We start from the raw sequence: 26,968 nt of genomic DNA, 5'->3' as shown, positions 1-26,968 counted from the left end.
CATTGTACCTTTTGAATAACACGAATTTATAGAGTTGTCAAACCGGAGATTTTTAAATAAGCTTTAAGGGAGGAATTAAGTATGAAAAAGAAATTATTGACGGCTGTTATGTCAGTTGTTTTAATAATTGGATCAGCAACAACATCTTTTGCAGGACAGTGGAAGCAGGAAGGTGCTGCATGGAAATACCAGAATAACAATGGCTCTTATGCTACAGGCTGGAATTGGATTGATGAAAAATCCTACTTCTTTGAAATAAACGGGAAGATGCTTGCAAACACGACCACTCCTGACGGTTATTCGGTTAATGCAGACGGGGCCTGGGTTATAAATGGTGTTGTGCAGACACAGAATACCAGTGAACCAGCTATGGACAATATAGGCGATTATGATCCGCAATACCCCTTAAAAGGCTATATGGAATCATGGTTTGTGACCAGTCCAGTTACTGGTACGACTGCCTGGAAGAGTGACCCGGATAATTTTGTCTACGAGGCCAATAATCATAGTAAGTATGCCTTTGATCTTGTGGTCCAAAATAGAGACCCACTTTCTCTTAACTATTTTGGTGGAATAGAATTGGCTGCTATTGCGAAGTTAACGAATTATCAAACTACGGGATTAGATCCGGATCAGGAAAAACTGGAACGCCTGACAACAGAACTAAGAAACTTTTTAAACAGCTTTGATTGGAGAAACGCATCCGATTATGAAAAGGCGGTGCAGATTGCAAAGCGAATTACTAAGGCGGATTACTTGGATCGGGAAGGTACCCAGTATCCCTACAGCTGCTTGGTGGAAGGAAAAGCTAACTGTAATGGCTATGCTTGGGCAGCACGCCTACTTGCTACATGTGTTGGATTACCTATAGAAGAACTTGGCTCAGTAAGTCATACTTATCCAGTGTTTTTGGTGGATGGTGTATGGTTGTCTTATGAGCCAACTAGTAAGGATAATTATTTTACTGTAGCGAAAGTTTATACTCCAGCATTTTATTTAGCAGGTGAACCACAATTAACGCCATTAGGAGAATATTGTAAGGCAACTGGATACGAAATCCCCACGCTAGAAAGTGTGGAGGCAATGTTCCCCGATGTTAGAAGAGGTATTATTTACGGAGAACAGGCTCCATTCATACATTTTGAACAAACAAATAATTAATTAAATAAGTAAAGAAGAAAAGCTATCGGTTGATCATAATCGGTGGCTTTTTTTGTTCAAAACATGAGAGAAAATTAAGGAGAATAGATGATTAGATATTGGAAAAATGGAACAAAACTAAATCAGAAAATTGCTGGGCTCCTTGCAACTGTCTTATTGTTAACACCTATATTCACCTATTTGCCACCAGGTATGTTTAATTCGTGGGGGTTTGGTTTGGTCTTTGTCAGTTCTGGACAGGCTGGACATCCCTATTTGATGGGAAAAGCGCCTGGTGACGATGAAAACAAATGGTTCTTGTGCATGAACCAAGGAGCATCAGCCCATAGCAATTATGACTATTCCAAGGTTAATATGGATATTGATTATAATCAAGGAACCATTGAGCAGAAAAGAATGTTCTGGGCTTACATTGGTGCCTTTAGAAGTTATGATAATGACATAACTCTGGATCGATTAGGTGTTTGTACCAAAGATGAAGCAAGAGACGTTGCATGGTCAAAAGGAAAAAGTAATGGTGGTTCGACCTGGGTAGAAAATATGGCGAATGATGGCTTTATGTCATTGGAAAATATCCCTGAAGGTTGTAAAAACCCAAAAGATATTCTTGAATTGATCAGTAAATTTAATTCCGAAAGCAAGGCCATGTATATCAATGACTTAAGAAGTGGTCCCGGTCAGATCGATACAAAAAAGCTCTATGAATTAACTGGGCTTTCCGATTGGGAAACATTTAAGAAATATTGTAAAATTGATCCTGTAACGCCAGGACTGGTAATTAACACGGAAGGCCAGAATCTCTCATGGAGCTTCCCTAACACCCCGGCTGGGCAGAAACCAGCTGAAGCGGTCATGAAGATTAGCTATGATCCTACCATTTTTAGAGTATTGGAAGTCACAGGCCGCATGGAGTATTTCCAGTGTAACGTTCCAGGTTCTCAGCAACTATATCGTGCAAAAGGAAGATTAAAAGAAATAACTTGTGAATTTTTCCTTACTACAAAATACAGTGCAAATGCACCTACTCCTACACCAGGGGATGTTGGAGAGATATCTTTAAAGGTTTATCAGCATAACGAAACCTTTGAATCCAATTATAAAGTTGATCTAGAAAAAAGGGATTATGAGACTGGAAATCCTTTACAGGGTTCCACATGGCAGGTATTGGAGCAGTTTGACGATAGCCAGTTAAGCAATGATGAATCTCGTGGAGGAATCATTGAAGACAACATGAGGGAAGACCCAACAACCTGGCAGGATTGGTTAGTGTTTGATGATGACCTAGTAACAGATGCCAGTGGCCGTGTTTCTCATAAGGATACCCGCTATTATGATTTTAATCACGCCTATTGTAATGGACATCCGATCCCCCCGGAGCCAGAAATAGAAGAATCAGAAGGTGGAGAAGAAGGAGAAGGAAGCAGCGAGGCTGACGAAGCAGCGGAAGCGTATGAAAGATTAATGGAGGAATGGCAAGCGGCAGTAGACGAATGTGAAACCCGTGCGGCAGCTAGTGGAGGAACATTCCATCACTGGGAATGCGGTAGTGAAGATGAGCCATCTGAGGATGATGCATTTGAAGCATCAGGCTGTAAAGATGCCAGAGATAATGCTTATAAAACTTTTATTAATCTTGAGTATGACTACTCGTTCAGAGAAACAAAGCCAAGGGATGGCTACATTATTCATGATCCAGGACATCCGGATGATGTTCCGATTGAAATCATTACGACGGCGGCATCTGAATCCGGAAGAGCTAAAAAGTGGAAAAGTGTCAGTAATGCAGATATAAAAGTCACAGGATATGTCCGTAACATAACAAAGGGCGGCTCAAGCGACATCGAGAGTTTTTCAGGATTAGCAATGGGGAGCTTTGCTGCTAACGTGGAAATCCCTGGATTAGAAGATTCTAACCTGTTAGAAGAAAGTGAATTCTTACTTGATGATAATGATACCAATATTGCAAGTCCTTCTACATATGCTGATGCTCCTGAGGAAAGCGGAGATTTAATCCTGAAAGAAACCTATGATCTCCCATTAGGAGAAAGAATCATCAACAAATTACTTAAGTTTATAGGGCTTCCTACTGCCTTTGCAGAGGAAAAGGAGATAACCGTAAAACTTACTGCTAAGGATGATGAAGAATTATATGATGAGGAGTTTGATGCAGAAGAGGAAGAAGAATTTACGGATGAGTATTTTGATGATGATGCTACTCCGTCGCAGGCTAGGAAAAACATTATGAGCCTTTCTTTCAGATCTGCATTGACTAATAGCCTGGCAACAGAATCTGAAGCATTTATTCCTAAGAAAGAAAGAGGAATAAGACAAATTAGTCTTTTGGCAGAAAATACTGATGAAGAACCAGTTATGACAACAATGCTTGGTTCTAGTGCTCTCAGCAGAGCTTCCAAAGGGATTGAAGAAGGAGAAGAGGACAGCCAACCGGAAGTGGACAAAGGACCGAGTAATAATACGGCCCAAACCTTTAAAGTATACGATCACCGTGTACCAGGACAGGTTCATTTCAATAAAAAAGACATGGAATTAAAGGCTAGAGAGTCTGGAAATTATAATTCTTATGGAGATTCCCAGGGAGATGCAACCTTAGAAGGTGCGATATACGGTTTGTTTGCGGCAGATCCAATTTACGGACCGGATACCCAACGGGATGATAGCGGAAATGTAACCTCCGGAATCGGAGTGGTATTTGACGCAAATGATCTTGTCGCAGTCGCATCTACAGATAAAAATGGGGAAGGTTCCTTCTTAACGATTACGGAAAGACCTCATAGTATCTACGATTATAAAGCTGGAAAGATCCAGTACACCGGAAAAGGGTATCCGGAGAACCTGTATGTAAAGGACGGATATGAAAAAGCACAGCCACAGGAAGAACGGGACCGTATCTACAAAGATAATAAAACTATGAATGGGGACAGCTGGATTGGAAGACCTTTAATCCTTGGCAATTATTATATCAAGGAACTTACCCGATCCGAAGGCTATGAGCTTTCCATCACCGGAAAGGATATGGAGGTTACGAATGCAAGCGATAGTACCCGTGAGTCCTATGGTGACACGGCTGACGCAAAGGCAGCTCCGGTAGGATCTGCATGGATATCAAAGCAGCTATATAATGCAGTTACTTTCCCGGAGGGAAATGAGGCTTATGGAAATAAGGAGAACTTACTTCTTCTTGAAACAAAATCAAAGGATGCCACAAATGGTTATAACGTAGTGCTTGACGGGATTCCGGAAGGAGCAGATGTTTATCTCAATAACGTCACATTGAATCCGGTAGTGATCCAGCAAGTTGATGGAGGAAAGTATGTTGATGCAAAGGAAGAACCATATTATCTGACAGCAGAATCAGACTCTGTTTATAAGCGTGACATCAATGGATACATGATTGAGAAACCTGGGGTTACTGCAAGTATAAAAATTCCATACGAAGCGGTCGGAACGGAAGCAGATAAACTTCCTACAGAAGGAACTGCTACAGCCAGTGATCCTGCAAAGTTTACCAGCACCTTTACAACCTCAGATAGCAACTTGAAATATGTAAAAGCCGAATTGGAGCAGATGATGCGTAACTCTCTCCATATGGAAACACCGAAAGATGGTGATTATTCTACGGTAGATACCCCTGTCTATGATGAGAACCGGACCATGAATGGTAAAACTGTTTATGGCAAACCGGAGATGGTTCTGGAGATTGATAATGTCACGACGAATAAATCAGTGATCGAAGCAATTTTAAATTATTACATCAACGAAAAGGTATTTACCTATGGCGGACTTCAAAAAATAGAATACAGTGCCGGAAAAGCTATTGTAACGGTCGTTGTAGGTATGAGTCCGGCGAGAACCTTGCTGTATCAGACAAATTCCAGTGGTGACATTGTTGCAGCTTACTTAACAAAACTGAATACAACCTATGGAAGATATGTCATTAGAAAGTATACAGGGAATGAATTAAATGCCGCAGAAGTAGGCAATACAGGTAAATATATAATTAACGTAACACCAGATTATGAAGTGGGCGATGATGGAATACCAACGGACAAGACTATGTACCCGACAGATAGCGAGAGGTACCTCCGTTATGCTACAGGAGAAACCTTATACGATTACTGGTACTTAAATGGCGGCTCTTACGTTGGACATGCTCCCGTAACCAGGAAAGTCTGGGAGCCTAATTATAAGGAGGTCACTGTAAATGAAGAGAATGTAAGCACATCTAAAATCACGAAGGTTGGCTCCTTGGAAGAAGTGGTGGACCGTATTGGCAGTACCTATTATTACTATGACAAGGTTGCAAAGCAGTACATCATTCATATTGGCTCAAAAGATATGGATCTTACTGGAGTAAAATCAGGTAACTTTACAATCGCACTTAATAATGGAAAGACCGTTGTAACAAATGAAGATATAAGTAAGATCGGTTCAAATAATGTGTGGGGGTATATGGCCGGGGCCGGCATATCCAATTCAGAATACGTAATACGTATTTCCGGAGCAGGGGCAGGAGTTTCTACTTCCGCAGAATTTGATTCGAATAAGACTTTCATTAAAAATCAGCATTTGATTTGCAATGGATATCACGATCTGCTTGAGGACGGAAATACAAGAGAAACACCAACCCCTGTGCTGGAACGTATCATCGGACAGCAGATTAAGGTAACGAAGGCCATAGATGAAAAAACATACAACAACAACAACTCCTATGCCGAAGTCCATGATGACTGGTTTACAAGAACCTTTGGCGGTCATCCTGGAAGGGACACGGTGGCCAGGAAGATGGACAACTTCCGCTTTAAGGTGTACCTAAAATCAAACCTGGAACGACTTTACCGTGACAACGATGGAAATGTAATCTGGCAGGACAGACTGGGGAATGAAATTAATGCAATTGACCGAAATGAGAAATTCCCGGCCCTGGTAAACAAGGTTTTCACAAAAGTGCAGCATGTCACCGCTCCTTTATATAAAGACTCAGAGGATGCAATTATAAGCAATAATACCTTGTACAGCTATACAAATGATTTTATAAATGGAAACCAGAATAATGGCTATACTTCCGTACTGGAAACCATATCGGTAAAAACGGATAGCAGCGCTGGAGCAAGAATTGTTTCTGTTTACAATTATGACAAGTTCTTCGATGCCATCAATGTGGCCAATGATGATAAGTGGGACCGTACAGAGAATGGAAGCACCTCTTTTAAGCCCTTTGCCTTTATAAAAAAGCTCCTCTTTGGAGCAAGCGGGGCAGAAAAGCAGTATCCAGCGGTACACAATAATCCGGAAATTATAAACCATAGCAACACATCGGATTTCGCTACGGATAATGCCTTACGTTCTGATAATGTTCGCCAGTTTGCCATTACCTGGTATCTGGATGACGAAGTGGCAAAGCTGGTGAAAAAGAATCCTGCCGGAGAAACGGAAAGCGCCACAGGTGGCAATGCTTATTCCGATGAAGTTTACGATAAAGCCCTTTCAGAAGCAATCTTAAAAGCGGAAAACTATTTAAACCCCTTCTTTGAATATGACCTTGACCGGATATATTCCATTGAATGGGACAGCGCACAGGATGGTGGTTCAGATAAAGATCTCACAACACTTTCAGCGGATACGCTGTTCGGAGATGTTTCTGGAAGTAGCGACGGTTATTACTTCGCCACATCGAAATATCTACCATACGGAACCTATGTAGTGGCAGAACAGCAGCCGAAATTCAGTAACCTGGGGGATTTAAAGAACAAGCATTACCAGGTTGACAAGCCAAGGGAAGTCTCTCTCCCTTCTGTATATGCAGATTACGATGGCTCCCAGGCTACACCGGAGGTAACAAATAATTATTACAATTATTCTGCCGGCATAACACAGGCTGAGATGGAGAGTAAGTACAAGATCCGTTTCAATGAGGAGAGTGTGAACGTAATCAAGGGTAGAAATGCGGATGGCGACTTTGAAGTTTACAAGTACGGCATGGACATTGACAACATCAGAAATGGCATGACTGGAACTGGATCAGGTGATTATTTTGCACTGAGTCAGAACGAATTCAAGCCATATAAAAACTACTACAATGATCAGGATGACAGGCTGAGTGGAAGTGTTCCCTATTATTTGTCAAAGGGCATGAGTGGTAGAGAAGCGGTATCAAAATATTACCGTTTCAGCTCAGTTGCAGAAAATAAAGGTATTGCAAATGATGTTCCATTCCCAGGGGGAACCATTACAGAAAGTAATGGTGCTGGTATTCAGTACAAAGATAATATAACGACCATGCAGGGTGCACAGGTTGCTTATGATGGAAAATATGCTCCTATGCTTGTGCCGTGGACGGTCGTGGCCTCTAACAATGCAGTTACAGAGATAGCAGACAGCGCCCTTTCATCAAATGGAGAGAGTTCATATAAGGGCTTTGGGTATACGAAGTTTCGGAACAGTTTTTATAAAGCAAAGCTAAGGATTGAAAAGCTGGATTCTGAAACAGGTGAAAACCTTCTCCATGACGGAGCCTTGTTTGCTCTTTATGCAGCATCCAGGGAGGATGAAAAGAATACGGATGGCCTGGTGAAGTTTTGTGAAACGGATACCCGGATCGAAGGATCACAGGAGTTTTTAGAAGCTATGGGAGCCAAGAATATTACCATAGAAGGGAACACCTGGAAGGGAACTGTCATGGCAGGAACACCCATATGTAAGGAATCGGAGCAGGTGGTACTTGTCGATCAGGAAGGAAGAAGAACAGGACAGTTTGAAGCCTTTACAACCACCAGGGACGGCCTTCAGGCCAAGGAAGAGGATCTAACAAAAACTTCCTATCAGGACCAGAATACCGGATATTTAATTACTCCACAGCCTCTTGGAGCCGGTACTTATGTCCTATGTGAAATTAAGCCTCCAGCTGGATATGTAAGGACAAAACCAGTAGCCATAGAAATTTACTCCGACCGGACCACCTACTACCTGGACGGAGACAGAGATAATCGGGTAGCGGCAGCTATATATGAGGATCAGACAGGGGATGTGACAACAACGGACATGGCCAGAATCTATGTAGGTAATACCCCGGTACGCTTAGAAGTTTCCAAAATTAAGGATTCCGCTCAAACTGTCACTTATAAGACCGACACCAGGTTAGAAGGATCAGAACTGGAATTAAAACAGAAATATGGTACAGAAAACCTGGAGTTTGCCTATAAAAACGGAACTTATTTAGGCTATGCCTGGTTCAAAGGTACCCTGGAGTACTTAGAATCCAGAAAGGCCGCAGGCGAAGATGCAGAGCCGGTCTATGTAGATAGTGTATTTGCCGGATATGGCCTGATATCTAGGCCCTTAGATACCGCCGACGATAACAACCGCTACGTGGCCGGGGCGCAGATGACTCTTTATGACGCCATAGAAATCAAGGAAAATGGGGACAGCGGAGATTATGGATATGATGGTATTGAGATAATAAGGGACCGGAATAACAATGTTCAGTCCATTCAGGTATTAAAGGGACACGCTGGGACAACTATTGAATTTATTCGAGAGGAGGATGAGGAAGGAAGCTTAAACGGAGAGTCAGGGGAAGGAACCTGGACTTACCGGACGATAGAGCGATGGGATACAGATATTCTTTTCTATTCCCTTGGAGAGCTGAAGGTAACAGAAAACGGGGCGAATGGGAAGCTTTATGGCTATGATCGAAACGGGAACCAGGTACAAGTGAAAAACCAGGAATCCATTTACGTGCTGAAAGCCGGGCAGCCTGTCTACGAGCTGACTGGAGGTGATCTGACTGCGGTGAAATATTCTTCAACAGACAAGTGCTTTAATTTAAGCCATGGAACGATCTTTTATCACCTTGACAGCAATGGCAACCGGGATGCATTTGTTAATCCAACTACCGGCATGGCCTACGCCAAAGAAGGACAAAAGGTCCTGGTATGGCCGGTAAAAGTATCCCGGATACCCGATAAAGCGGGGCAGGCCCCGAAAACCGGAGCGGTCATAGCCAGAGAAAAAATCAAAACTTGGAGAATCGCTGCCATCAACGCCGACACGGATCAGGAATATATCACAGGGACTTATAACGGAGTTCTATTTGATAAAAGCATGAATCCGGTCTTGAATAGCCATGGCCTTCCGGAGTATTACCAGAGATCGGCTGAAATCTATAAAAAGGGCGATCCTGTCTATGATATTGATGGTGATTTCGTCCGCTACAAATACGATGACCTTCTTTCTGCCTATAACAATGCAGCTTATAGGATCAATGACAAGACCGGCATGGAAGATATCGGGAAGGAAGAGGACATTACAGATGATAAGAAGCTTTATCACCGCAAGGGAGAAGCCTGGATCATGGAGAATACCTGGATTACCGGAGAGAAGTACCCCAATGATCCATTTAAGGCAGATATGACAGCAGGCCAGGCCGATATGCTAAAGCGGGTGATCCCAGGAACGTACATCATGGAAGAGGTCAAAGCTCCATCAGGCTATACCAAGGGATTTCCGGTAGGTGTTACCGTTATAGAAACCAGAGAAGTCCAAAAGACCGGGCTGGAGGATGAGAAGATTAAGGTGGAGATCGTAAAGACCGATGCACCGGACCAGTACCGAATTGATGTACTCAGTGATTATCAGGAGGGTCTTACAGTCACAGAGCCGAAGGGAGCCTACCGTTATGGTCAAGTTTCCGGGGCGCATTTGGCACTTTATAAAGCTAAGCGGGTTTATACCACGGACAGCGAAACCTATCCGAAAGGATACTATTTTGCAAAAGCAGAGAGTAAGGCGGCAGAATGGACGGTAGAAAATACAGCTGATAATGCGCCAGTGCAAATGATAGCCGACTGGATCACAGACGGGACTCCGAAATACTTTGAGGGAATTCCTGCAGGGGACTATATTCTGGAAGAGATAGATGCAGCTGTTGGGTATGTCCGAAGCTCCATGGAACTTACGATAAAAGCTGCCGGAGAAGTGCAGACTGTAAATCTAAAGAATGACCATACCAAGCTGGAGGTCTATAAATACTACGTACCCGATAAAACGGGGCAGGCTCAGGATAGCACCGGAAAAAAGGTTCAGCTTCCGAACAGCCATGCGGCTGGCCTGGCCCTTTATGAAGCGAAAACAGATAAAGACGGAAACATTCTGATGGATGGAGTGAAGCCAGTATATGACGTGGAAAAGAGGGTAGTGGGATGGATGACCGATGACCTGACTGAGTATACAGATAAAACAGAAAAAAGTGCTGGTTTTATGAACCGCATAAAGGACTTTTTTGGCCTGGCAGAAAACCAGTCCAGTTTTATCACGGACTTTGAAGCAGCTTACCAGGAGAAAGGGGAGGACCTTACTTCCCTCATCTGGTACACGAAAGACGGGGAGCGGAAGGCCAAGCGGAGCGAAATCATTCAGACCGGAAAAGGGGAGGGGACCGTCCAGACCTGGACCACTGATGCCGGAAAGACAATTCGAATCACCATATACCGGAATGTAAAGAATGGTTTCCTTGATCCAGATGGAAAACTTCCTCTTAACTTTGAATATCAATTCAACTACAAAGTGGAAAACGGGATAAAGAGTTATGACACCTTAGAAGGCTTGCACCGGATTGATTATTTGCCCTTTCATGCAGTAAAAGAAGGGAAGAAAGTAGGGAATTACGTCCTGGTGGAAGAAAAAACACCGGCTGGCTTTGAAACAGCCGATCCAAAGGCTATTGTCCTAATAGAGACTGGAAATGTGCAGAGATTCAGCCTTGAAAATGAGGAAAAGTACATTAACGTTCACAAAGTAGTAAAAAATGGTGCCGGAGAATATGCCGCAGAGGGCGCAGAACTGGCCCTTTACCGGGCTGATGAAGCTGGGAACTTTGTGGAAGATGAAGCCCACCTAATACAGACCTGGATTTCCGGATCAGATGGAAGGTATACGGAAAACGATAAATTTAATGGGGACATTCTGGAGGGATTCACCGTGGGAGATTTAAAACCTCACCAAATCGGCAAAACCCCTTATGGAACCTATTATATCGCAGAGCTTACGGCTCCAGCCTACATGCAGAAGATAAGCCCAATAAAGATCCTCGTAGGAACAGAAAAAGTTCCTGTTTACCGGGTCGTAAATATCCCAACCGTCGGGAAGCTGGAAATTAAAAAGAAGGCTTCCGATACCGGAGAGGGACTGGAAAACGCCCGTTTTAAGGTATCTAATAAAGATACCGGGGCTGTCTGGTACATGACAACTGGAACAGATGGAAAGGCAGAAATAGCCGAACTTCCGGTGGGCACAGTGCAGAAAGACGGAACTATAATACCTTTCACTTATGTTATTGAAGAAATTTCTCCACCGGATTTTTACCAGATCTCAGAAGGAATGAAGAAGTTCCAATTTGATGGAAAAGAAGTCGGAAAAGAAGTACTTTATACCTGTGAAATTGAGGACCAGCCAACAAAAATTCAATTCAAAAAAACTAACTTTGATAATGGGATGGCTGTGGAAGGTGCAGAAATAGCTGTGTATGAGGCAGTGGTCATTGATGGAGTGTACCAAAAGGCTGGAGAAGCCACCCAGACTTTCATATCAGGTCCGGATGGTTTTATCCTGACAAAGAAGCTGTCAGCGAACCGGGTTTACATCATGGAAGAACTAAAAGCCCCAGCCGGATATGCCCTTTCAGAGCCGGTGATCTTTACCTTAAATAAAACGGGAACCGGAATCAGGAATGTATCTAATGATTTTAGCATTTTAAAGCTGGCCTGTGACAATGATGCCATAGAAGCCTTAACCGTCACTTCAAGAGTTCCAGTAAAGGTATATACCATATTAAAAGACTTAGACGCAGGAATCCAGCTTCCGTCCTTTATTGGGACAGGCAGCGGTCAGGTTATAACGGCGGAAGATGGTATCATAAACGGCCATTTATATGAAATCACCGAATACACCAGATATTCTGATGGCAGGACAGAAAAGTCCTTTAAGGAAACGAAACGGATCTATCTTGACGAAAATGGATCTTATTCCATTCCTTCCAGGACATACCTGGAAACAAGGCAGGAGCTGGCCGATGGAAATGGTAACGTCCTTGCAAGCTGGACCGTTAATGAGGACAATCATGATTATACGATCAAAAACCCAGTAACAAGGGAAATCCCTATAGCACAAGTAACAAGCAGCATAGGAGCGGATCACAGTGCAGTAAAAACCGGAAGTGTCATAAAATACACGGTTACCTATACCAATCCTTACAATCATCCAATTGATATCCGTATCAATGCGGTCCTAAAAGATGGACTTGATTATTTAAGATCCACCAATTATGGAGTAGAACAAAACGGAAGTATTACCTGGAATCTTACGGATATCGATGCCCATGAAAGTGGTACGGTGGACGTGGTGGCTGTGGTCAGCGGTGAGACGGGAATGCAGACAAATGTGTATTTTGAAACACAGGCGGAGGCAGTTACGAGGCGTACTACTCTCACAAATCCCATTGTCCCGGAAGGTTCCATTACTATCATAAATAAGCTGACTGGAACCGGAAAGGATCAGACGGATGAATTTACTTACCATGTAAGACTTATGGACTCTGCTGGAAAAGCCTTAACTGGATATCAGGCATACGGTGGTACATCGGAGGGACGGATCAAAGGAGAAGGAAATATCACAATAACCGGTGACGGGTACCTCACCTTTGGAGGCTTGCCCTATGGAACCAGATATGAGATTACACAGGAGCAAAAAGACGGCTATGACAGCGTACTCCGCGCTACCGGGCAGATAGAAGAGGGAATGATAACGGGAGAGGTTTCAAAGGCCATACAGAGCGCAGTATTTGAAAACAACCGGAACAATGAAACGATCCGGGAGATCTTGACAGCAGGAGGTAACTACCGTCTCATAGAAACCACAATGTATAGTGACGGAAGCAGCCTGATAAGCGGAGTTTATCGCTTTCAGCTAAATGCTTCAGGAATGGTTGATAATGTGGATATGGAAGATCGGCCGGTACACTTATATTTCACGAAAGTGGATGGGCAAACAGGAGAGGAGCTTACAGGAGGCCGTTACAGCCTGATTGATGCAGAAACAGGAAAAATCATTTATGAATTCACGAAAGAAAAAGGAAGGGAGGTTCTTATTCCGGCAAAACTGATTACTCCAGGAAAAGAATATATCATCTTGGAAGAGCAGCCCCCAGCTGGATACTCTTTTGAAAAAGAGATCCGCTTCACGGCGGAGGAAAGCGGCATAAGGTCAACCATCATCATGCAGGATAAAAAAACAGAAATAAAGATTTTAAAAGTAGATGCAGAGACAGGAGATATTCTATCAGGCGGCCGCTTCTCTATCCGGGAAACGGATACTGGGACATTAATTAAGAAGTTCACTGCTACTGGGAGACCGATAGTTTTAACGGGACTACTGATTGCGGGAAAAACTTATGAACTTTCAGAAGAGAAGCCTCCGGCTGGATATAGCTATAGCAAGAGCGTGACCTTTACTGTTCCGGAGGAACCAGGTCTGATTACTGTAGTCATGAAGGATAAAAAAACGGAGGTCTTGATAAAAAAACAGAAAGGTTCCCTTCTTATTGGAACGCCATCAGAATCAGCCGGTCAGTTGCCGGGAAGTACGCTTCAGATCTTAAATGAAGATAAGACCCCGGCAAGGGCAATCCGTGATGAAAATGGTTTTAAGGCCGGAGAAGATTTGATCTTTATCACAGGAATCCAGTTGAAGGAATTAACAGGCCAGCTGGAGGCCGGGAAAAAGTACTGGGTTCACGAAATCACTCCGGCAGATGGATATGCCTACGCAGAAGATATCCCATTTACAGTCAGTATAAACAGTGATAAGGACGTTATTATCATGATTGACAATCCAACCCATCTGATCCTATCTAAAAAGGCTATCACGGGCAGTGAAGAGCAGCCAGGAAATCATATGAGTATAAAAGATAAGGATGGAAATATTGTGGAAGAGTGGATATCTGGGGAGCAGCCTCATGAACTCATTGCAAAATTAAAGGCGGGAGAACGGTACTGGCTCCACGAAATCCATCCTGTAGATGGATATTCATATGCAGAAGATGTTCCTTTTACCGTAAGCAAAAATGGTGCGGTAGACATGGTTGAAATGAAAAACGAAGTCACTGCGATTCGGCTTAACAAAGTGGATTCATCCGGTGTGCTTCTAAAGGGATCCATTTTACAGGTGTTGGATCATCAGAAAAATGTGGTTATTCCGGATTTTGAGACAACAGGCGAGGCCATAGATATCACTGGAAGCTTAGAGGCGGGAAAAACATATTACCTTCATGAGGTGAAAGCTCCATCAGGGTATTTTCTTTCCTCTGATATAGCATTTACAGTGCCAAAAGGCTCCGGACTATTGGAAGTCACAATGACAGATCTCAAGCAGCATAGCCCTGGTTCTGAAAAAATGTTTCTATATAAAATAGACGCTGCTACAGGGCAGGGAATAAAAGACGTGGAATTTTCTATTTACAGACCTAACGGAAGTTTATACCTGACTGTAAATACGGGAGAGAATGGGTATGCAAAATTCGATATGCCGGAAAACGGAACCTATACCTATAAAGAAGCAAAGTCAGCTCCTGGTTACCTTTTAACAGATCACATCTACTCCTTTACCATTCATAACGGTGAGGTATCAGGAAACAGTACAATATCAGTTGTAAATCATCCTTCTCCGGAGGTGTTAATCCAAAAGGCAGACGCTGAAACCTCAGAAAAATTAGCCGGTGCAGAGCTGGAGATCAGAAATGAAGCCGAAGAGCCGGTATACAAAGGAATAACAGATGAAAACGGTGAAATTTCCTTCCTTCCGCTTCGCTCTGGAAAATATACCGTACATGAAATAAAAGCCCCGGAGAGGTATATAAAGACGGATACCTGCCTGACCATTTATGTAACGGATGATGGAGCTGTAACAGGAGAATTTATATTGTATAACAATCCGGAACACGGGAAGAAAAAGGGTTTCATCACAGCCACATATCAATCCGGCCTAAATGGTCTTGGAGTTACTAACTATAAAGGAAAAGGATTCTGGGGTTGGCTGAGAAGGCTGCCTAAAACAGGTGATGTAGATCTGAGAGGAGGACTGCTCTTAAGTATAGGGCTGGTCGGTATCGTTACTTTCATCGCAATCGTAAGGAGAAGAAGAGATAAGAAGGATGAAAAATAGGATTAAGAAAGGTTTTGCTGCTATGTTCCTTGTCGCACCCCTTGTTTTGGGGTGCGCTGGAATAGCACATGCGGAAGAAACGTTCATTGAAATAAAAAAAGAGTATAGGACCTTCATGAAAGAGGAAGATGGAAGGCCCCGATTTAAAGAAGTTTATGAAAAGGGCGGTATTGTCTATCGGTTAAAGTCTGTTCAAATAAACAATGTGGAGGAAATTCATCCAGGGGATATTATTACCTATGACTCTGATCCCTTTGTTGGAGATCCAGAAGGATATGCACCAATAGAAGAGATAGTGAAAGAAGGAAAAAAATACACATTAAAAACCAGCGGGTTTTCAAAGGTGGTCACGGAAGAGACTGCGAAATATTCAGAAGCCTCCATATTGTATGAAGGAGTAGAATACATAGATTCTCTGCCGGAAGATGCCCAGGTCAAGGTTATCAATGAGGATTTAATGCAGGAATTAAATGTAACACTTCCAGCGGTTGGCTATAAAGAAGAAAGTGCCTACTGGGATTATAATTTTACATTCCCTATAACCGTGAGGGGATACGATGCGGACTCTTACATGCTGGGTCAGACTGAGATTTCTAACCGTTCCCCTTTAATAGATCACGCAAAATTATTTTTAAGTTATCTTAATTTGCCATCACAGTACTATGAGATAACAAGCATAGAATGGGAAGGGGATCCTGTGTCAAAGGATGGAGAAATGATCCGAAACGCTACTGCTCATGGGCGTAAATTTGTAAAAGATATCAGGGGAATTTATGGAGGGGATGTCACCTTCCCTTCCATAGAAGCCAATATTTATCATGGAACTTATATTGATGCAGAAGCTGAGAATCAGACAGAGCAGATTATATATAAGAAAGAAGCAGTAGCGGCCTATGAGCGGGATGGGCGAAAGGGGTTTTGGAATTTCTTAAAATGGCTTCTGACAAATTCCGTCACCTTGTCAATCCTTACAATTCTACTGATCATACTTTTATTACTTGTCATAGTTAAAAGAGTGCGAAAAAGAAACAGAGTTCAGAAAAAAACGGATGAAAGAACCGACATCCAGGCATACAGATAGGAAGGGAAACATTTATGATCTACAATATTGAAGTTCAGAGTGGAAGGAATACAGAATAACTGCAAAAGTTCAAGGTTCAGCCCTATTTGCCAGACAGGCTTTCTGTCAAAGTAAATAGGGCTTTTTTGTATGCAAAATGCAATATTGCGTTCCAAACCATAAGACTCTGGCTGCAATACTTGACAAAGGAACAGGTACTGCCCATAATACATTATATAGAAGAAGTTTTGAAGAAGCAGAATTATACGGGCACATGAGGAAATGAGGAGCATTAAGGAGGATCGGGTATGAAAGAGTATCGCTGGGCGACATTAGGCTGTGGAGTAATTGCAAAGCAGCTGGCAGAAAATTTGAAGAAGCAGGGAAGAACTTTATACGGGGTCGGAAACAGAACTTATGAAAATGCGGTTAAATTTGCAGAAACATACGGAGTGGAGAAGGTTTACCATAATGTCTATGACATATTTCATGATGATGATGTGGATATTATTTATATTTCAACACCCCATAATACCCATATTACTTATTTGAAAGAGGCATTAAAGAATGGAAAGCATGTACTGTGTGAGAAATCGATTACGCTGAATTCTGAGGAGCTTTCTGAGGCGGTCAGCCTTGCGGAGAAAAATGACCTGGTACTTGCTGAAGCAATGACAATTTATCATATGCCCCTTTATAAAAAACTGCAGGAAATTGCGAAAAGCGGTCAACTGGGCCCTCTGCGCTTTATCCAGATGAATTTTGGAAGCTATAAGGATTATAATATGGAAAACAGGTTTTTTAGTCCAAGTCTTGCCGGCGGAGCACTGCTTGATATTGGGGTGTATGCCCTTTCCTTTGCAAGATGGTTTATGGCAGAGGCCCCGGACCAGATCCTGTCACAGGTAAAGCTTGCCCCCAGCGGCGTTGATGAACAGGCAGGAATCCTGCTAATGAACAATCAGCAGGAGATGGCTTCCATTTCTCTGTCTCTTCATGCAAAGCAGCCTAAGCGGGGAACAGTGGCCTTTGACAAGGGCTATATAGAAATATATGAATATCCAAGGGCAGACAAGGCGGTGATCACTTATACGGAAGATAACCGCCGGGAAGTGATTGAAGCAGGAAACACCGACGATGCCCTGTTGTATGAAATCCTGGATATGGAGAAAGCTGTTGCCGGAGAATGTAAGGAAATGCGCCTGGAATATACGGTAGATGTCATGAACATAATGACAAAAGTACGAAATGACTGGAATATGAAGTATCCGGAAGAATTATAAACAATTTTCTTACGAAGGTTCGGGAAAGCGGGATATCATTGACACTTTATCAAAGCAGGGATATACTCTTGTTACAGCCGGAAGGCTTCTTTCGGATTATCGCAAGAGGTTCTTCCTCAAGGGATTTTAGAATACGGGAGAATAATAATGGATTTGTTTGATTATATGAGGGAAAATACCATGAAAAAAGAGTCCCCCCTTGCATCAAGGCTTCGACCGTCGACACTTGAAGAGGTAGTGGGGCAGCAGCATATCATTGGCAGGGACAAACTGCTTTACCGGGCCATTAAGGCGGACAAGCTGGGATCTGTGATATTCTACGGTCCTCCGGGAACCGGTAAAACCACTCTGGCAAGGGTGATTGCCAACACCACCAGCGGAGAGTTCAGACAGATCAATGCCACTGTAGCCGGAAAAAAGGACATGGAAGAAATCGTGAAGGAAGCCAAGGATTCCTTAGGAATGTATGGTAAAAAGACAATCCTGTTCGTGGATGAGATCCATCGTTTTAACAAAGGGCAGCAGGATTATCTCCTTCCATTTGTGGAGGATGGGACACTGACTCTCATAGGAGCCACTACAGAAAATCCTTATTTTGAAGTAAATGGAGCTCTTCTTTCAAGATCCAGGGTATTTGAGCTTAAGCCTCTGGAAAAGGAGGACATCAGAAAACTGGTCCACCGGGCGGTATATGATAAGGATAAAGGAATGGGCTCCTATAACGCAGAGATTGACGAGGAGGCGGAAGAATTTCTGGCGGATGTTTCCAATGGAGATGCAAGAGCCGCTTTAAATGCGGTGGAGCTGGGAGTCATGACCACGGACCGGGATCCGTCAGACGGAAAAATCCATATCAGTCTCCAGGTGGCAGAAGAATGCATCCAAAAGCGGGTGGTGCGTTATGACAAAACAGGAGACAATCATTACGATACCATATCGGCCTTCATAAAGAGCATGCGGGGTTCGGACCCCGACGCGGCCGTTTACTATCTGGCAAGAATGCTTTATGCGGGAGAAGATATAAAGTTCATTGCCAGAAGAATCATGATCTGTGCTGCGGAGGATGTAGGTAATGCAGATCCCCAGGCTCTTATTTTGGCAGTGGCAGCCGCCCAGGCAGCGGAAAGGATCGGGCTTCCTGAAGCACAGATCATTCTGGCGGAAGCGGTCACCTATGTGGCCTCGGCACCTAAGAGCAATGCGGCCTGCATGGCGGTGTTTGGGGCTCTGGATACAGTACAGAACCAGAAAACCATGCCTGTGCCGGTTCATCTGCAGGATTCCCATTATAAGGGAGCGGCGAAGCTGGGCCATGGGCAGGGCTATCTCTATGCCCATGATTATCCGGGCAATTATGTGAAACAGCAGTATCTTCCGGACGGGATGGAGGACATATCGTTCTATCATCCTACGGAAAATGGTTATGAGCGTAGAATCAAAGAGCATTTAAGGGAACTGAAAAAATAACTTTTCTTTTTTAATATTAAGGTATATAATAGGCGTATCGTACGACCTGGTTTATCATGATTTGGGCCGGAATAACATTTCCGGCCATCTGTTGCGATATTCTATCGTGAAGCATTCCCAAGATTACGAAACAACTGTTATAAGGAATCATGAAGGAGAATAATATGCGTGAAAAATTACAAACATTGCCGTTAGCGGAATTAAAGGAGCTTGCCAAAGCCCAGGGAATCAAAGGGTGCAGCTCCATGCGAAAAGCTGAAATTATAGATTTACTTTGCGAAAAGGGAGAGGAGGCTCCTGCTTCGCCGGGGAATGTTTCAGTAGAAAAGGCGGAGGAAGTAAAAAAAGAGGCTTTTAAGACTGTTACGGCACAACCAGCCGCTCAGACCCAGCCTCATACGGATTCTGCGAGCCAACAGGGACAGATGAACGGGGATCAGCAGATACAGTCTGCGGCCGGCGGCCAAAGGAAGACTGTTGTCCGTTCCTATCGTCCGGAAAGTCAGCAAAGGCCTGCAGGCTATCGGCCGGCACAGGGAAACAGCACAGAGCCATCCGCCAGGAATGAGGCAAGGCCCGAAACTGTTACGGAAGAACCAAGAGGAGATTTTCAGCCAAGCCCTGAACTGCAGGAACTGGACAGCGGTATCGAGGCTCATGGAATTCTGGAGGTCATGCCAGATGGCTTTGGTTTCATCCGCTGTGAAAACTACCTTCCAGGTGAAAATGACGTCTACGTGGCTCCTTCTCAGATCCGCCGGTTTAACATGAAAACAGGAGATATCATTCATGGAAGCCGCAGAGTGAAAACGGCGGCAGAAAAGTTTGCTGCCCTTCTATATGTAAAGAAAATCAACGGCTATCCCACCAGTGCGGCAGAACGCCGTCCGAATTTTGAAAATATGACCCCCATATTCCCGGATGAAAGGCTTCATATGGAGACCCAGGGAGGAAAAAACACCACCGCCATGCGTGTCCTGGACCTTTTAGCTCCTATTGGAAAGGGGCAGAGAGGTATGATCGTATCCCCGCCAAAGGCAGGAAAAACGACCCTGCTTAAAGATGTGGCAAAGGCAATAACCGTAAACCACCCGGATATCCATCTCATGATTCTATTGATTGATGAGCGTCCTGAAGAGGTCACGGATATTAAGGAATCCATTTACGGAAATAATGTGGAAGTGCTCTACTCCACCTTTGACGAGCTTCCGGATCGCCATAAGAGAGTGTCGGAAATGGTGATCGAAAGGGCCAAGCGCCTTGTTGAGCATGGCCGGGATGTGGTGATCCTGTTAGACAGCATTACTCGTCTGGCAAGAGCCTATAACCTGACGGTAGCTCCAAGCGGACGTACTTTATCTGGTGGTCTGGATCCGGCAGCCCTTCATATGCCGAAGCGTTTCTTCGGTGCAGCCAGAAATATGAGGGAGGGAGGCAGTCTTACCGTTCTTGCCACCGCTCTTGTGGAGACGGGCAGCCGTATGGATGACGTTATTTATGAGGAATTTAAGGGAACCGGCAACATGGAACTGGTTCTCGACCGGAAGCTGTCTGAGAAGAGGATATTCCCTGCCATTGACATTCTTAAGTCGGGTACCAGAAGGGATGACCTGCTGCTTACAAGGGAAGAAGCAGAAGCGGTTGATGTCGTCAGAAAGGCTACAAATACCCTGAAACCGGAAGATGCGGTGGAGAAAATACTGGACTTATTCTCAAGGACAAGAAACAACAGGGAATTCGTGGAAACCTCCAAAAAAATGCGCTTTTTCTAGAGAATACGGGTTTTTTATAGAAATAAAAGCTTGCATTAAAAAAATTTCTATGTTATACTATGTAAGCTGTTTATTAGACAAAGTCGGTTTACGGACTGCGATTTAATAGAAATCAAAGTATGTGAGGTGAAAATCATGAAAGAGGGAATCCATCCAAATTACTACCAGGCAAAAGTTGTTTGCAACTGTGGTAACGAATTTGTAACTGGTTCTACTAAGGAAGATATCCACGTAGAGGTTTGTTCTAAATGCCATTCATTCTACACCGGTCAGCAGAAGGCTGCTTCCGCTCGTGGACGTATTGATAAATTCAATCGTAAATATGGCGTTAAGGCTGAAGCATAATTTACTTATGAAGGCAAAGGTTGTGCAGCCTGAATTTAGTAAATTAATCGTTCGAGGAACCTCGGGTGAATCGGACTTCCTTCATGAATTCAGGAAATCAGCCGTTCTATGTGCACATTGGGCGTATGGAACTTCCTTATTATATCAGGGGCAAAGAAGAGGTTGAGTTTGGTGGAAACACTTTAGCTCAGCCTTTTTTGGGATTTTAACTAGTGAAAAGCTTCCATTTTAAACGGAAAGGTGGTTTGGCGTATGAAGTATTCAGGAATCGGCGGGCAAGCCGTGATTGAAGGCGTTATGATGAAAAACGGGGATGAGTATGCCACGGCAGTCCGAAAGCCGGACGGAACCATTGAAGTGAAAAAGGATACTTATGTCAGTATGGGAGAAAAGGTAAAGCTTTTTTCTCTGCCATTTATCAGAGGAATATTCAGTTTTGTGGATTCCATGGTGTTAGGTATGAGGGCTTTGACCTTTTCAGCCAGTTTTTTTGAGGACGATGAGGAGGATATGGAGCCTTCCAAATTTGAAAAGATGTTGGAACGGCTGTTTGGGGAGAAGATGGAAAAGTCATTGATGAGTATTGTGATGGCATTTTCTGTGGTAATGGCCATCCTGATTTTCATGGTACTGCCGATGTTTCTTGCAAATATATTCCATAGTTTTATAAAATCCCAGACGGTCATGGCGATTCTGGAAGGTGTGATCCGAATCGGAATTTTTATCGCTTACATCAGTCTGGTTTCACGCATGGAGGATATCCGAAGGACCTTTATGTATCATGGAGCGGAGCACAAGTGCATCAACTGCCTGGAGCACGGTCTTGATCTTACTGTTGAAAATGTCAGAAACAGCTCCAAGGAACATAAGCGCTGCGGAACCAGCTTTCTTTTGATCGTCATGATCATCAGCATTCTGTTTTTCATGGTGGTGAGAGTGAATACTCTGCCCCTTCGGATCCTCAGCCGGATTATACTGATTCCTGTCATAGCCGGAGTATCCTATGAATTTTTACGTCTGGCAGGGCGCAGCAATTCCAAACTGGTGGATTTATTGAGCCGCCCAGGCATGTGGATGCAGGGACTGACCACCAAGGAGCCGGACGATGAAATGATTTTAGTAGGTATTGCTTCTGTAGAGGCTGTGTTTGACTGGAGGGGATTTCTTAACAGGAATTTCCCGGAGAAGAGAGCATGAATCTGACTTTACAGCATTTATTGGAAGAAGGAACAGAAAAGCTATCAAGGGCAGGAGTGGAAGAGGCAACTCTTGATTCCAGATACCTGCTTTTTGAGGCATTCCGCACGGATATGGTCCATTTTCTTATAGACAGGAACAGAGTGCTTTCGGATGAGGACTTTTCTAAAGAGACTGTTTCCAAATACCGGTCCATGATAGAGAAACGTTCCAGGAGGATCCCTCTTCAGCAGATTACAGGAAGCCGGGAGTTCATGGGCCTTGAATTTTTTGTAAATGAGCATGTGCTGATTCCAAGGCAGGATACGGAAACTCTGGTGGAGCTGGTCTTAAAGGATTATAAAGGAAAGCAGCCGGAAGTACTGGATCTATGTACGGGAAGCGGCTGCATCGCCGTCAGCCTTGCTAAGCTTGGTGGATTTGACCGCGTAACTGCCGTGGATATCTCCAGGGAAGCCCTTGAGGTGGCGGAAAGGAATGTGGGGAAGCTTTTAGGAGAGGGAAAGGTCACTTTAATAGAAAGCGATTTATTTGCCTCGTTAGAGGAAGAGAAAAAGTTTGATGTGATCGTGTCAAATCCTCCCTATATTCCAACGAAGATAATAGAAGGACTGCAGCCGGAAGTCCGGGATCATGAGCCGATGCTGGCCCTTGACGGGAAGGAAGACGGTTTGTATTTTTACAGGAAGCTTGCTTTGGAAAGCCGCTCTCATTTAACCCTGGGAGGCGCGGTTTATTTTGAGATCGGCTATGACCAGGGAGAGGCTGTCAGCGGTTTATTAAAGGATGCCGGCTTTGGAGAGATCCAGGTGGTTAAAGATGCGGCAGGACTGGACCGCGTGGTTTGTTCACGAATGCCCGTGAGCCCTTAAACCGCAGGTTTTAAGGGTTGCAATGCGGATTCATGATAAATGTGAACAACAGTCCTTTCCATGAAATTCAGGAGGTTACCAATGTTTGATAGATTAGATGATATTTTAATACATTATGAAGAATTGATGCAGGAGCTTAACAATCCTTCCGTAGCAGAGGATCAGAACCGGTTTCGGAAGCTGATGAAGGAGCAGGCGGATCTGGCGGACTTAGTAGAGACTTATACCCAGTATAAAAAGGCTAAGCAGACCGTGGAAGACAGCCTGGCACTTCTGGAGGAAGAGAGCGACGAGGAGATGCGGGAGATGGCAAAGGAGGAATTATCCGATGCCAAGAAGCAGATCGAGGCGCTTGAGCAGGAGCTTAAGATCTTACTTTTACCTAAGGACCCTAATGACGACAAGAATATTATTCTGGAGATCCGTGCCGGAGCAGGCGGTGACGAGGCGGCCCTGTTCGCTTCTGAACTTTACCGTATGTATGTAAATTATGCGGAGGGATATCACTGGAAGGTAGAACTGATCAGCGTCAATGAAAATGGGATCGGCGGTTTTAAGGAAGTAGTTGCCATGATTACAGGCAAGGGCGCTTATTCCAAGATGAAATATGAAAGCGGCGTCCACCGGGTACAGCGGGTTCCGGAGACAGAGAGCGGTGGCAGAATCCACACCTCTACGGCCACTGTGGCAGTTATGCCCGAAGCAGAAGAGTTTGACGTAGTGATCGAGGATAAAGATGTGAGAATCGATGTTATGCGTGCTTCCGGAAACGGCGGACAGTGCGTAAATACTACCGACTCTGCCGTTCGTCTTACCCACATGCCTACGGGAATCGTGATTTACAGCCAGACGGAAAAGTCACAGCTTCAGAATAAGGAAAAGGCCTTCCGCTTATTGCGTTCCAAGCTTTATGATATGGAGATTGAGAAACGGCAGAATTCAGAGGCCGAGGAAAGAAGAAGCCAGATCGGTACCGGAGACCGTTCTGAAAAGATCCGGACCTATAATTTTCCCCAGGGCCGTGTAACGGATCACAGGATCAAGCTGACTCTTTATAAGATTGACTCTATTATGAATGGAGACATTCATGAGCTTCTGGATTCTCTCATTGCTGCGGATCAGGCTGCGCGCTTAAGCAAGTTAAATGAAGAGGTGTAAAGAACCCGGATTTGTGGTGTTTTCCGGACTTGTATAGATTAAAAAATATGGACCCATGTCGTCGCCCCGTTCCGCAATGGAATGGGGTTTTTTGTATTAGCTATCGGTAAGAAGAGTTTACCACATTTAAATTGGAAAAAAGAATCATTTAGTTCCCTTGCAGATTATGGTATTATGTAAATATGCATAAAAAATATAGCTAAAAGTATTTCGTATTTGGCATGAATAAATAGGAGTGAATAGATATGGATAGGCGAAAGAGACAGATCCTGGATATTTTGTCAGACAGTGAATACTATACGGCAGAAGATCTTGCAGGGCAGATCTGTATCGGGACAAAGACCATTCGCAATCTGCTGAAAGAAATGAATCAGGAAATAGAGCCCAATGGGGCCTCGATTCTTTCAAAATATGGTGTAGGATATTATCTGAACGTTTCGGACAAAGAAAGGTTCGGTTCTTTTATTCAGGACACCCATCATTCCGATCAATATCTGCCTGATACGTCGGAGGAACGGATACAATACCTGCTGGAATATCTGTTTAACAGCCCTTCCTATGTAAAATTGGATGAATTGAGTGACAGTCTGTATATTTCGAAGCGGACATTGACTGCGGATTTAAAGGAAGTAGAACAATACTTAAATAAATTTAACATAAAAATCATCCGAAAACCTAATTACGGAATTAAGCTGGAAGGAGGAGAGTTCGAGGCAAGATTATGCATTGCGTCTTTTTCTGGAAAACGGCTTCATAAAGGCAATCAGAGTATGGATGAGATTGCGGCATGCGTATCGGATGTTCTTAAAAGGAACGATTTTCTGATTCCCGGAGCTGCCTATCAGAATCTTGTTGTTCATCTCTACATAGCGATCAGCCGGATCATGGAATGCCATTATGTGCCCATGCCTGAGGAGCCTTTGAAGAATTTGAACGGCCGGTATGAGTATCAGATCGCAAAAGAAATTGCGGAACAGATAGAATCCACATTCCACATCACATTCCCTGAGACAGAGATCGTCTACATCGCCATACATTTAGCAGGGAAGAAGATGATATACCATGCCGATGAAACGGATCAGAATATCATCATCACCCAGGAAATCAGTGATCTGGTAACTGTCATGCTGGAACGGGTGTATGATCTGTTCAAATTTGATTTCCGCAATGATCTGGAGCTGCGTATGCTATTGTGCCAGCATCTGGTGCCATTAAGCATCAGGATCAAATATGATATGGACTTGAAGAATCCTCTTCTTCGGGATGTAAAGGAAAGGTTCTGCCTTTCCTATACCATGGCCTGCAATGCGGTCACAGTCATAAACGAACATTTTCATATCCTTTTGTCAGAAGATGAAATTGCATACTTTGCCTTTGCTTTCGCGTTTGCCCTTGAGCGGAAAAAGACAGAAATAGAGAAAAAGAATATACTTCTGATATGCTCTTCCGGTCGGGGAAGTGCGAAGCTTCTCCAGTATAAATACCAGAATTCGTTTAAAGATTATATAAACGAAATCACTGCCTGTGATGTGGGAAGTATTTATAAGGTGGATTTTTCAAAATATGACTACATCTTTACCACCGTACCAATCACGGTTCCCGTACCTCTTCCGATCCTGGAGGTTCAGTATTTTCTTGATGACAAAGACATTGTTAATGTAAAAAAGGTTCTTACTTCCGATAAGGCATCTTCCGTGCGGAATTACTATGAACGGGAGATGTTTCTGCCTCATTTAAAGCTGCAGACAAAGGAAGAGGTCCTCCGCTGTATGTGCCAGTTTGTTATGGAAAAGAAGAAGCTTCCGAAAGAATTTTATGAATCTGTGCTTAAGAGGGAGAGGTTAGCTAAGACAGCTTTTGGCAACATGGTGGCAATGCCTCACGTTTACAAGGCGATCAGTGAGGAGACATTTGTATGTGTTGGTATCCTTGATGAACCGGTGGACTGGGAAGGGCAGAAGGTACGCGCCGTTTTCCTGGTGTCCATAGCCAATAAGGATCATACCAGTGAAGAACTGCAGCGCTTTTATCAGATGACGGCGGCCTTTCTTTTAAGCCAGAAACAAATCCAGGAGCTGATCAAAAAGCAGGATTATGATGCATTTATAGAAGCCATGAGCATCATAGAAGCCCAGATCCCAAAGGAAGTATGAGGAAAAGGCGTAATGAATAAAGAATAAAGCGGGACGTGTACAAGATGATGATCATTTTGTGCACGTCTTTTTCTCTGTGGGGGATCAGCTTCGCAGAGGCTTATATTCCACCGGAAAAGAGAGGAAAAAGGTACCATTACGAAAATGGAAAAAGGCATCATGGAGTTCTAAAAAAAAGTATGATAGTATGTGAATGTGCAATAGATAACTGCATTATTTTCAATGGAGACAGGGAAGTGATAAGGGGAAGTTTATGAACGGCCTGCTT

General features: G+C 43.7%; 11 protein-coding genes. All 11 read left to right on the top strand.

All coding sequences use genetic code 11. The annotated features are described in order from the left end of the window. The first annotated feature begins 81 nt into the window (after positions 1-81). Entirely contained in the window at positions 82-1,161 is a 1,080-nt protein-coding gene (locus RT269_RS02940) for a hypothetical protein (protein ID WP_313180498.1), read from the top strand. Positions 1,162-1,248: 87 nt separating this feature from the next. Then, positions 1,249-15,393 (top strand): SpaA isopeptide-forming pilin-related protein, encoded by a 14,145-nt coding sequence (locus tag RT269_RS02935; RefSeq protein ID WP_313180497.1) that lies wholly within the window; start codon positions 1,249-1,251, stop codon positions 15,391-15,393. Beyond that, positions 15,383-16,474 carry a hypothetical protein gene (locus tag RT269_RS02930; protein ID WP_313180496.1) on the top strand — a complete coding sequence of 364 codons (1,092 nt, stop codon included), beginning with the start codon at positions 15,383-15,385 and terminating at the stop codon, positions 16,472-16,474. The genes RT269_RS02935 and RT269_RS02930 overlap by 11 nt, the downstream gene beginning before the upstream one ends. A 287-nt stretch (positions 16,475-16,761) precedes the next feature. After that, positions 16,762-17,736: a Gfo/Idh/MocA family protein gene (locus tag RT269_RS02925; RefSeq protein WP_313180495.1), complete on the top strand. Its 975-nt coding sequence runs from the start codon at positions 16,762-16,764 to the stop codon at positions 17,734-17,736. A gap of 147 nt (positions 17,737-17,883) precedes the next feature. Then, complete coding sequence (locus tag RT269_RS02920; RefSeq protein WP_313180494.1) at positions 17,884-19,203, top strand: replication-associated recombination protein A; 1,320 nt, start codon at positions 17,884-17,886, stop codon at positions 19,201-19,203. 164 nt (positions 19,204-19,367) lie between these two features. Beyond that, complete coding sequence (rho, locus tag RT269_RS02915) at positions 19,368-20,975, top strand: transcription termination factor Rho (protein WP_313180493.1); 1,608 nt, start codon at positions 19,368-19,370, stop codon at positions 20,973-20,975. 135 nt (positions 20,976-21,110) lie between these two features. Beyond that, complete coding sequence (gene rpmE / locus RT269_RS02910) at positions 21,111-21,320, top strand: 50S ribosomal protein L31 (protein WP_013271164.1); 210 nt, start codon at positions 21,111-21,113, stop codon at positions 21,318-21,320. 252 nt (positions 21,321-21,572) lie between these two features. Beyond that, the gene (locus RT269_RS02905) at positions 21,573-22,517 is read left to right on the top strand and encodes a DUF1385 domain-containing protein (RefSeq protein WP_313180492.1); all 945 of its coding nucleotides are present in this window, start codon (positions 21,573-21,575) and stop codon (positions 22,515-22,517) included. Continuing rightward, positions 22,514-23,389 (top strand): peptide chain release factor N(5)-glutamine methyltransferase, encoded by an 876-nt coding sequence (prmC, locus tag RT269_RS02900; protein WP_313180491.1) that lies wholly within the window; start codon positions 22,514-22,516, stop codon positions 23,387-23,389. Before RT269_RS02905 ends, prmC begins: the two co-directional genes overlap by 4 nt. Before the next feature lie 81 nt (positions 23,390-23,470). Next, the gene (gene prfA / locus RT269_RS02895) at positions 23,471-24,547 is read left to right on the top strand and encodes a peptide chain release factor 1 (protein WP_313180490.1); all 1,077 of its coding nucleotides are present in this window, start codon (positions 23,471-23,473) and stop codon (positions 24,545-24,547) included. 245 nt (positions 24,548-24,792) lie between these two features. Further along, positions 24,793-26,700 carry a BglG family transcription antiterminator gene (locus RT269_RS02890; protein WP_313180489.1) on the top strand — a complete coding sequence of 636 codons (1,908 nt, stop codon included), beginning with the start codon at positions 24,793-24,795 and terminating at the stop codon, positions 26,698-26,700. The last annotated feature ends 268 nt before the right edge of the window (positions 26,701-26,968 follow it).

It is taken from the genome of Lacrimispora sp., from assembly GCF_032078915.1.
Taxonomy (GTDB): Bacteria; Bacillota; Clostridia; order Lachnospirales; family Lachnospiraceae; genus Lacrimispora.
This window is presented reverse-complemented; position numbering and strand designations above follow the sequence as displayed.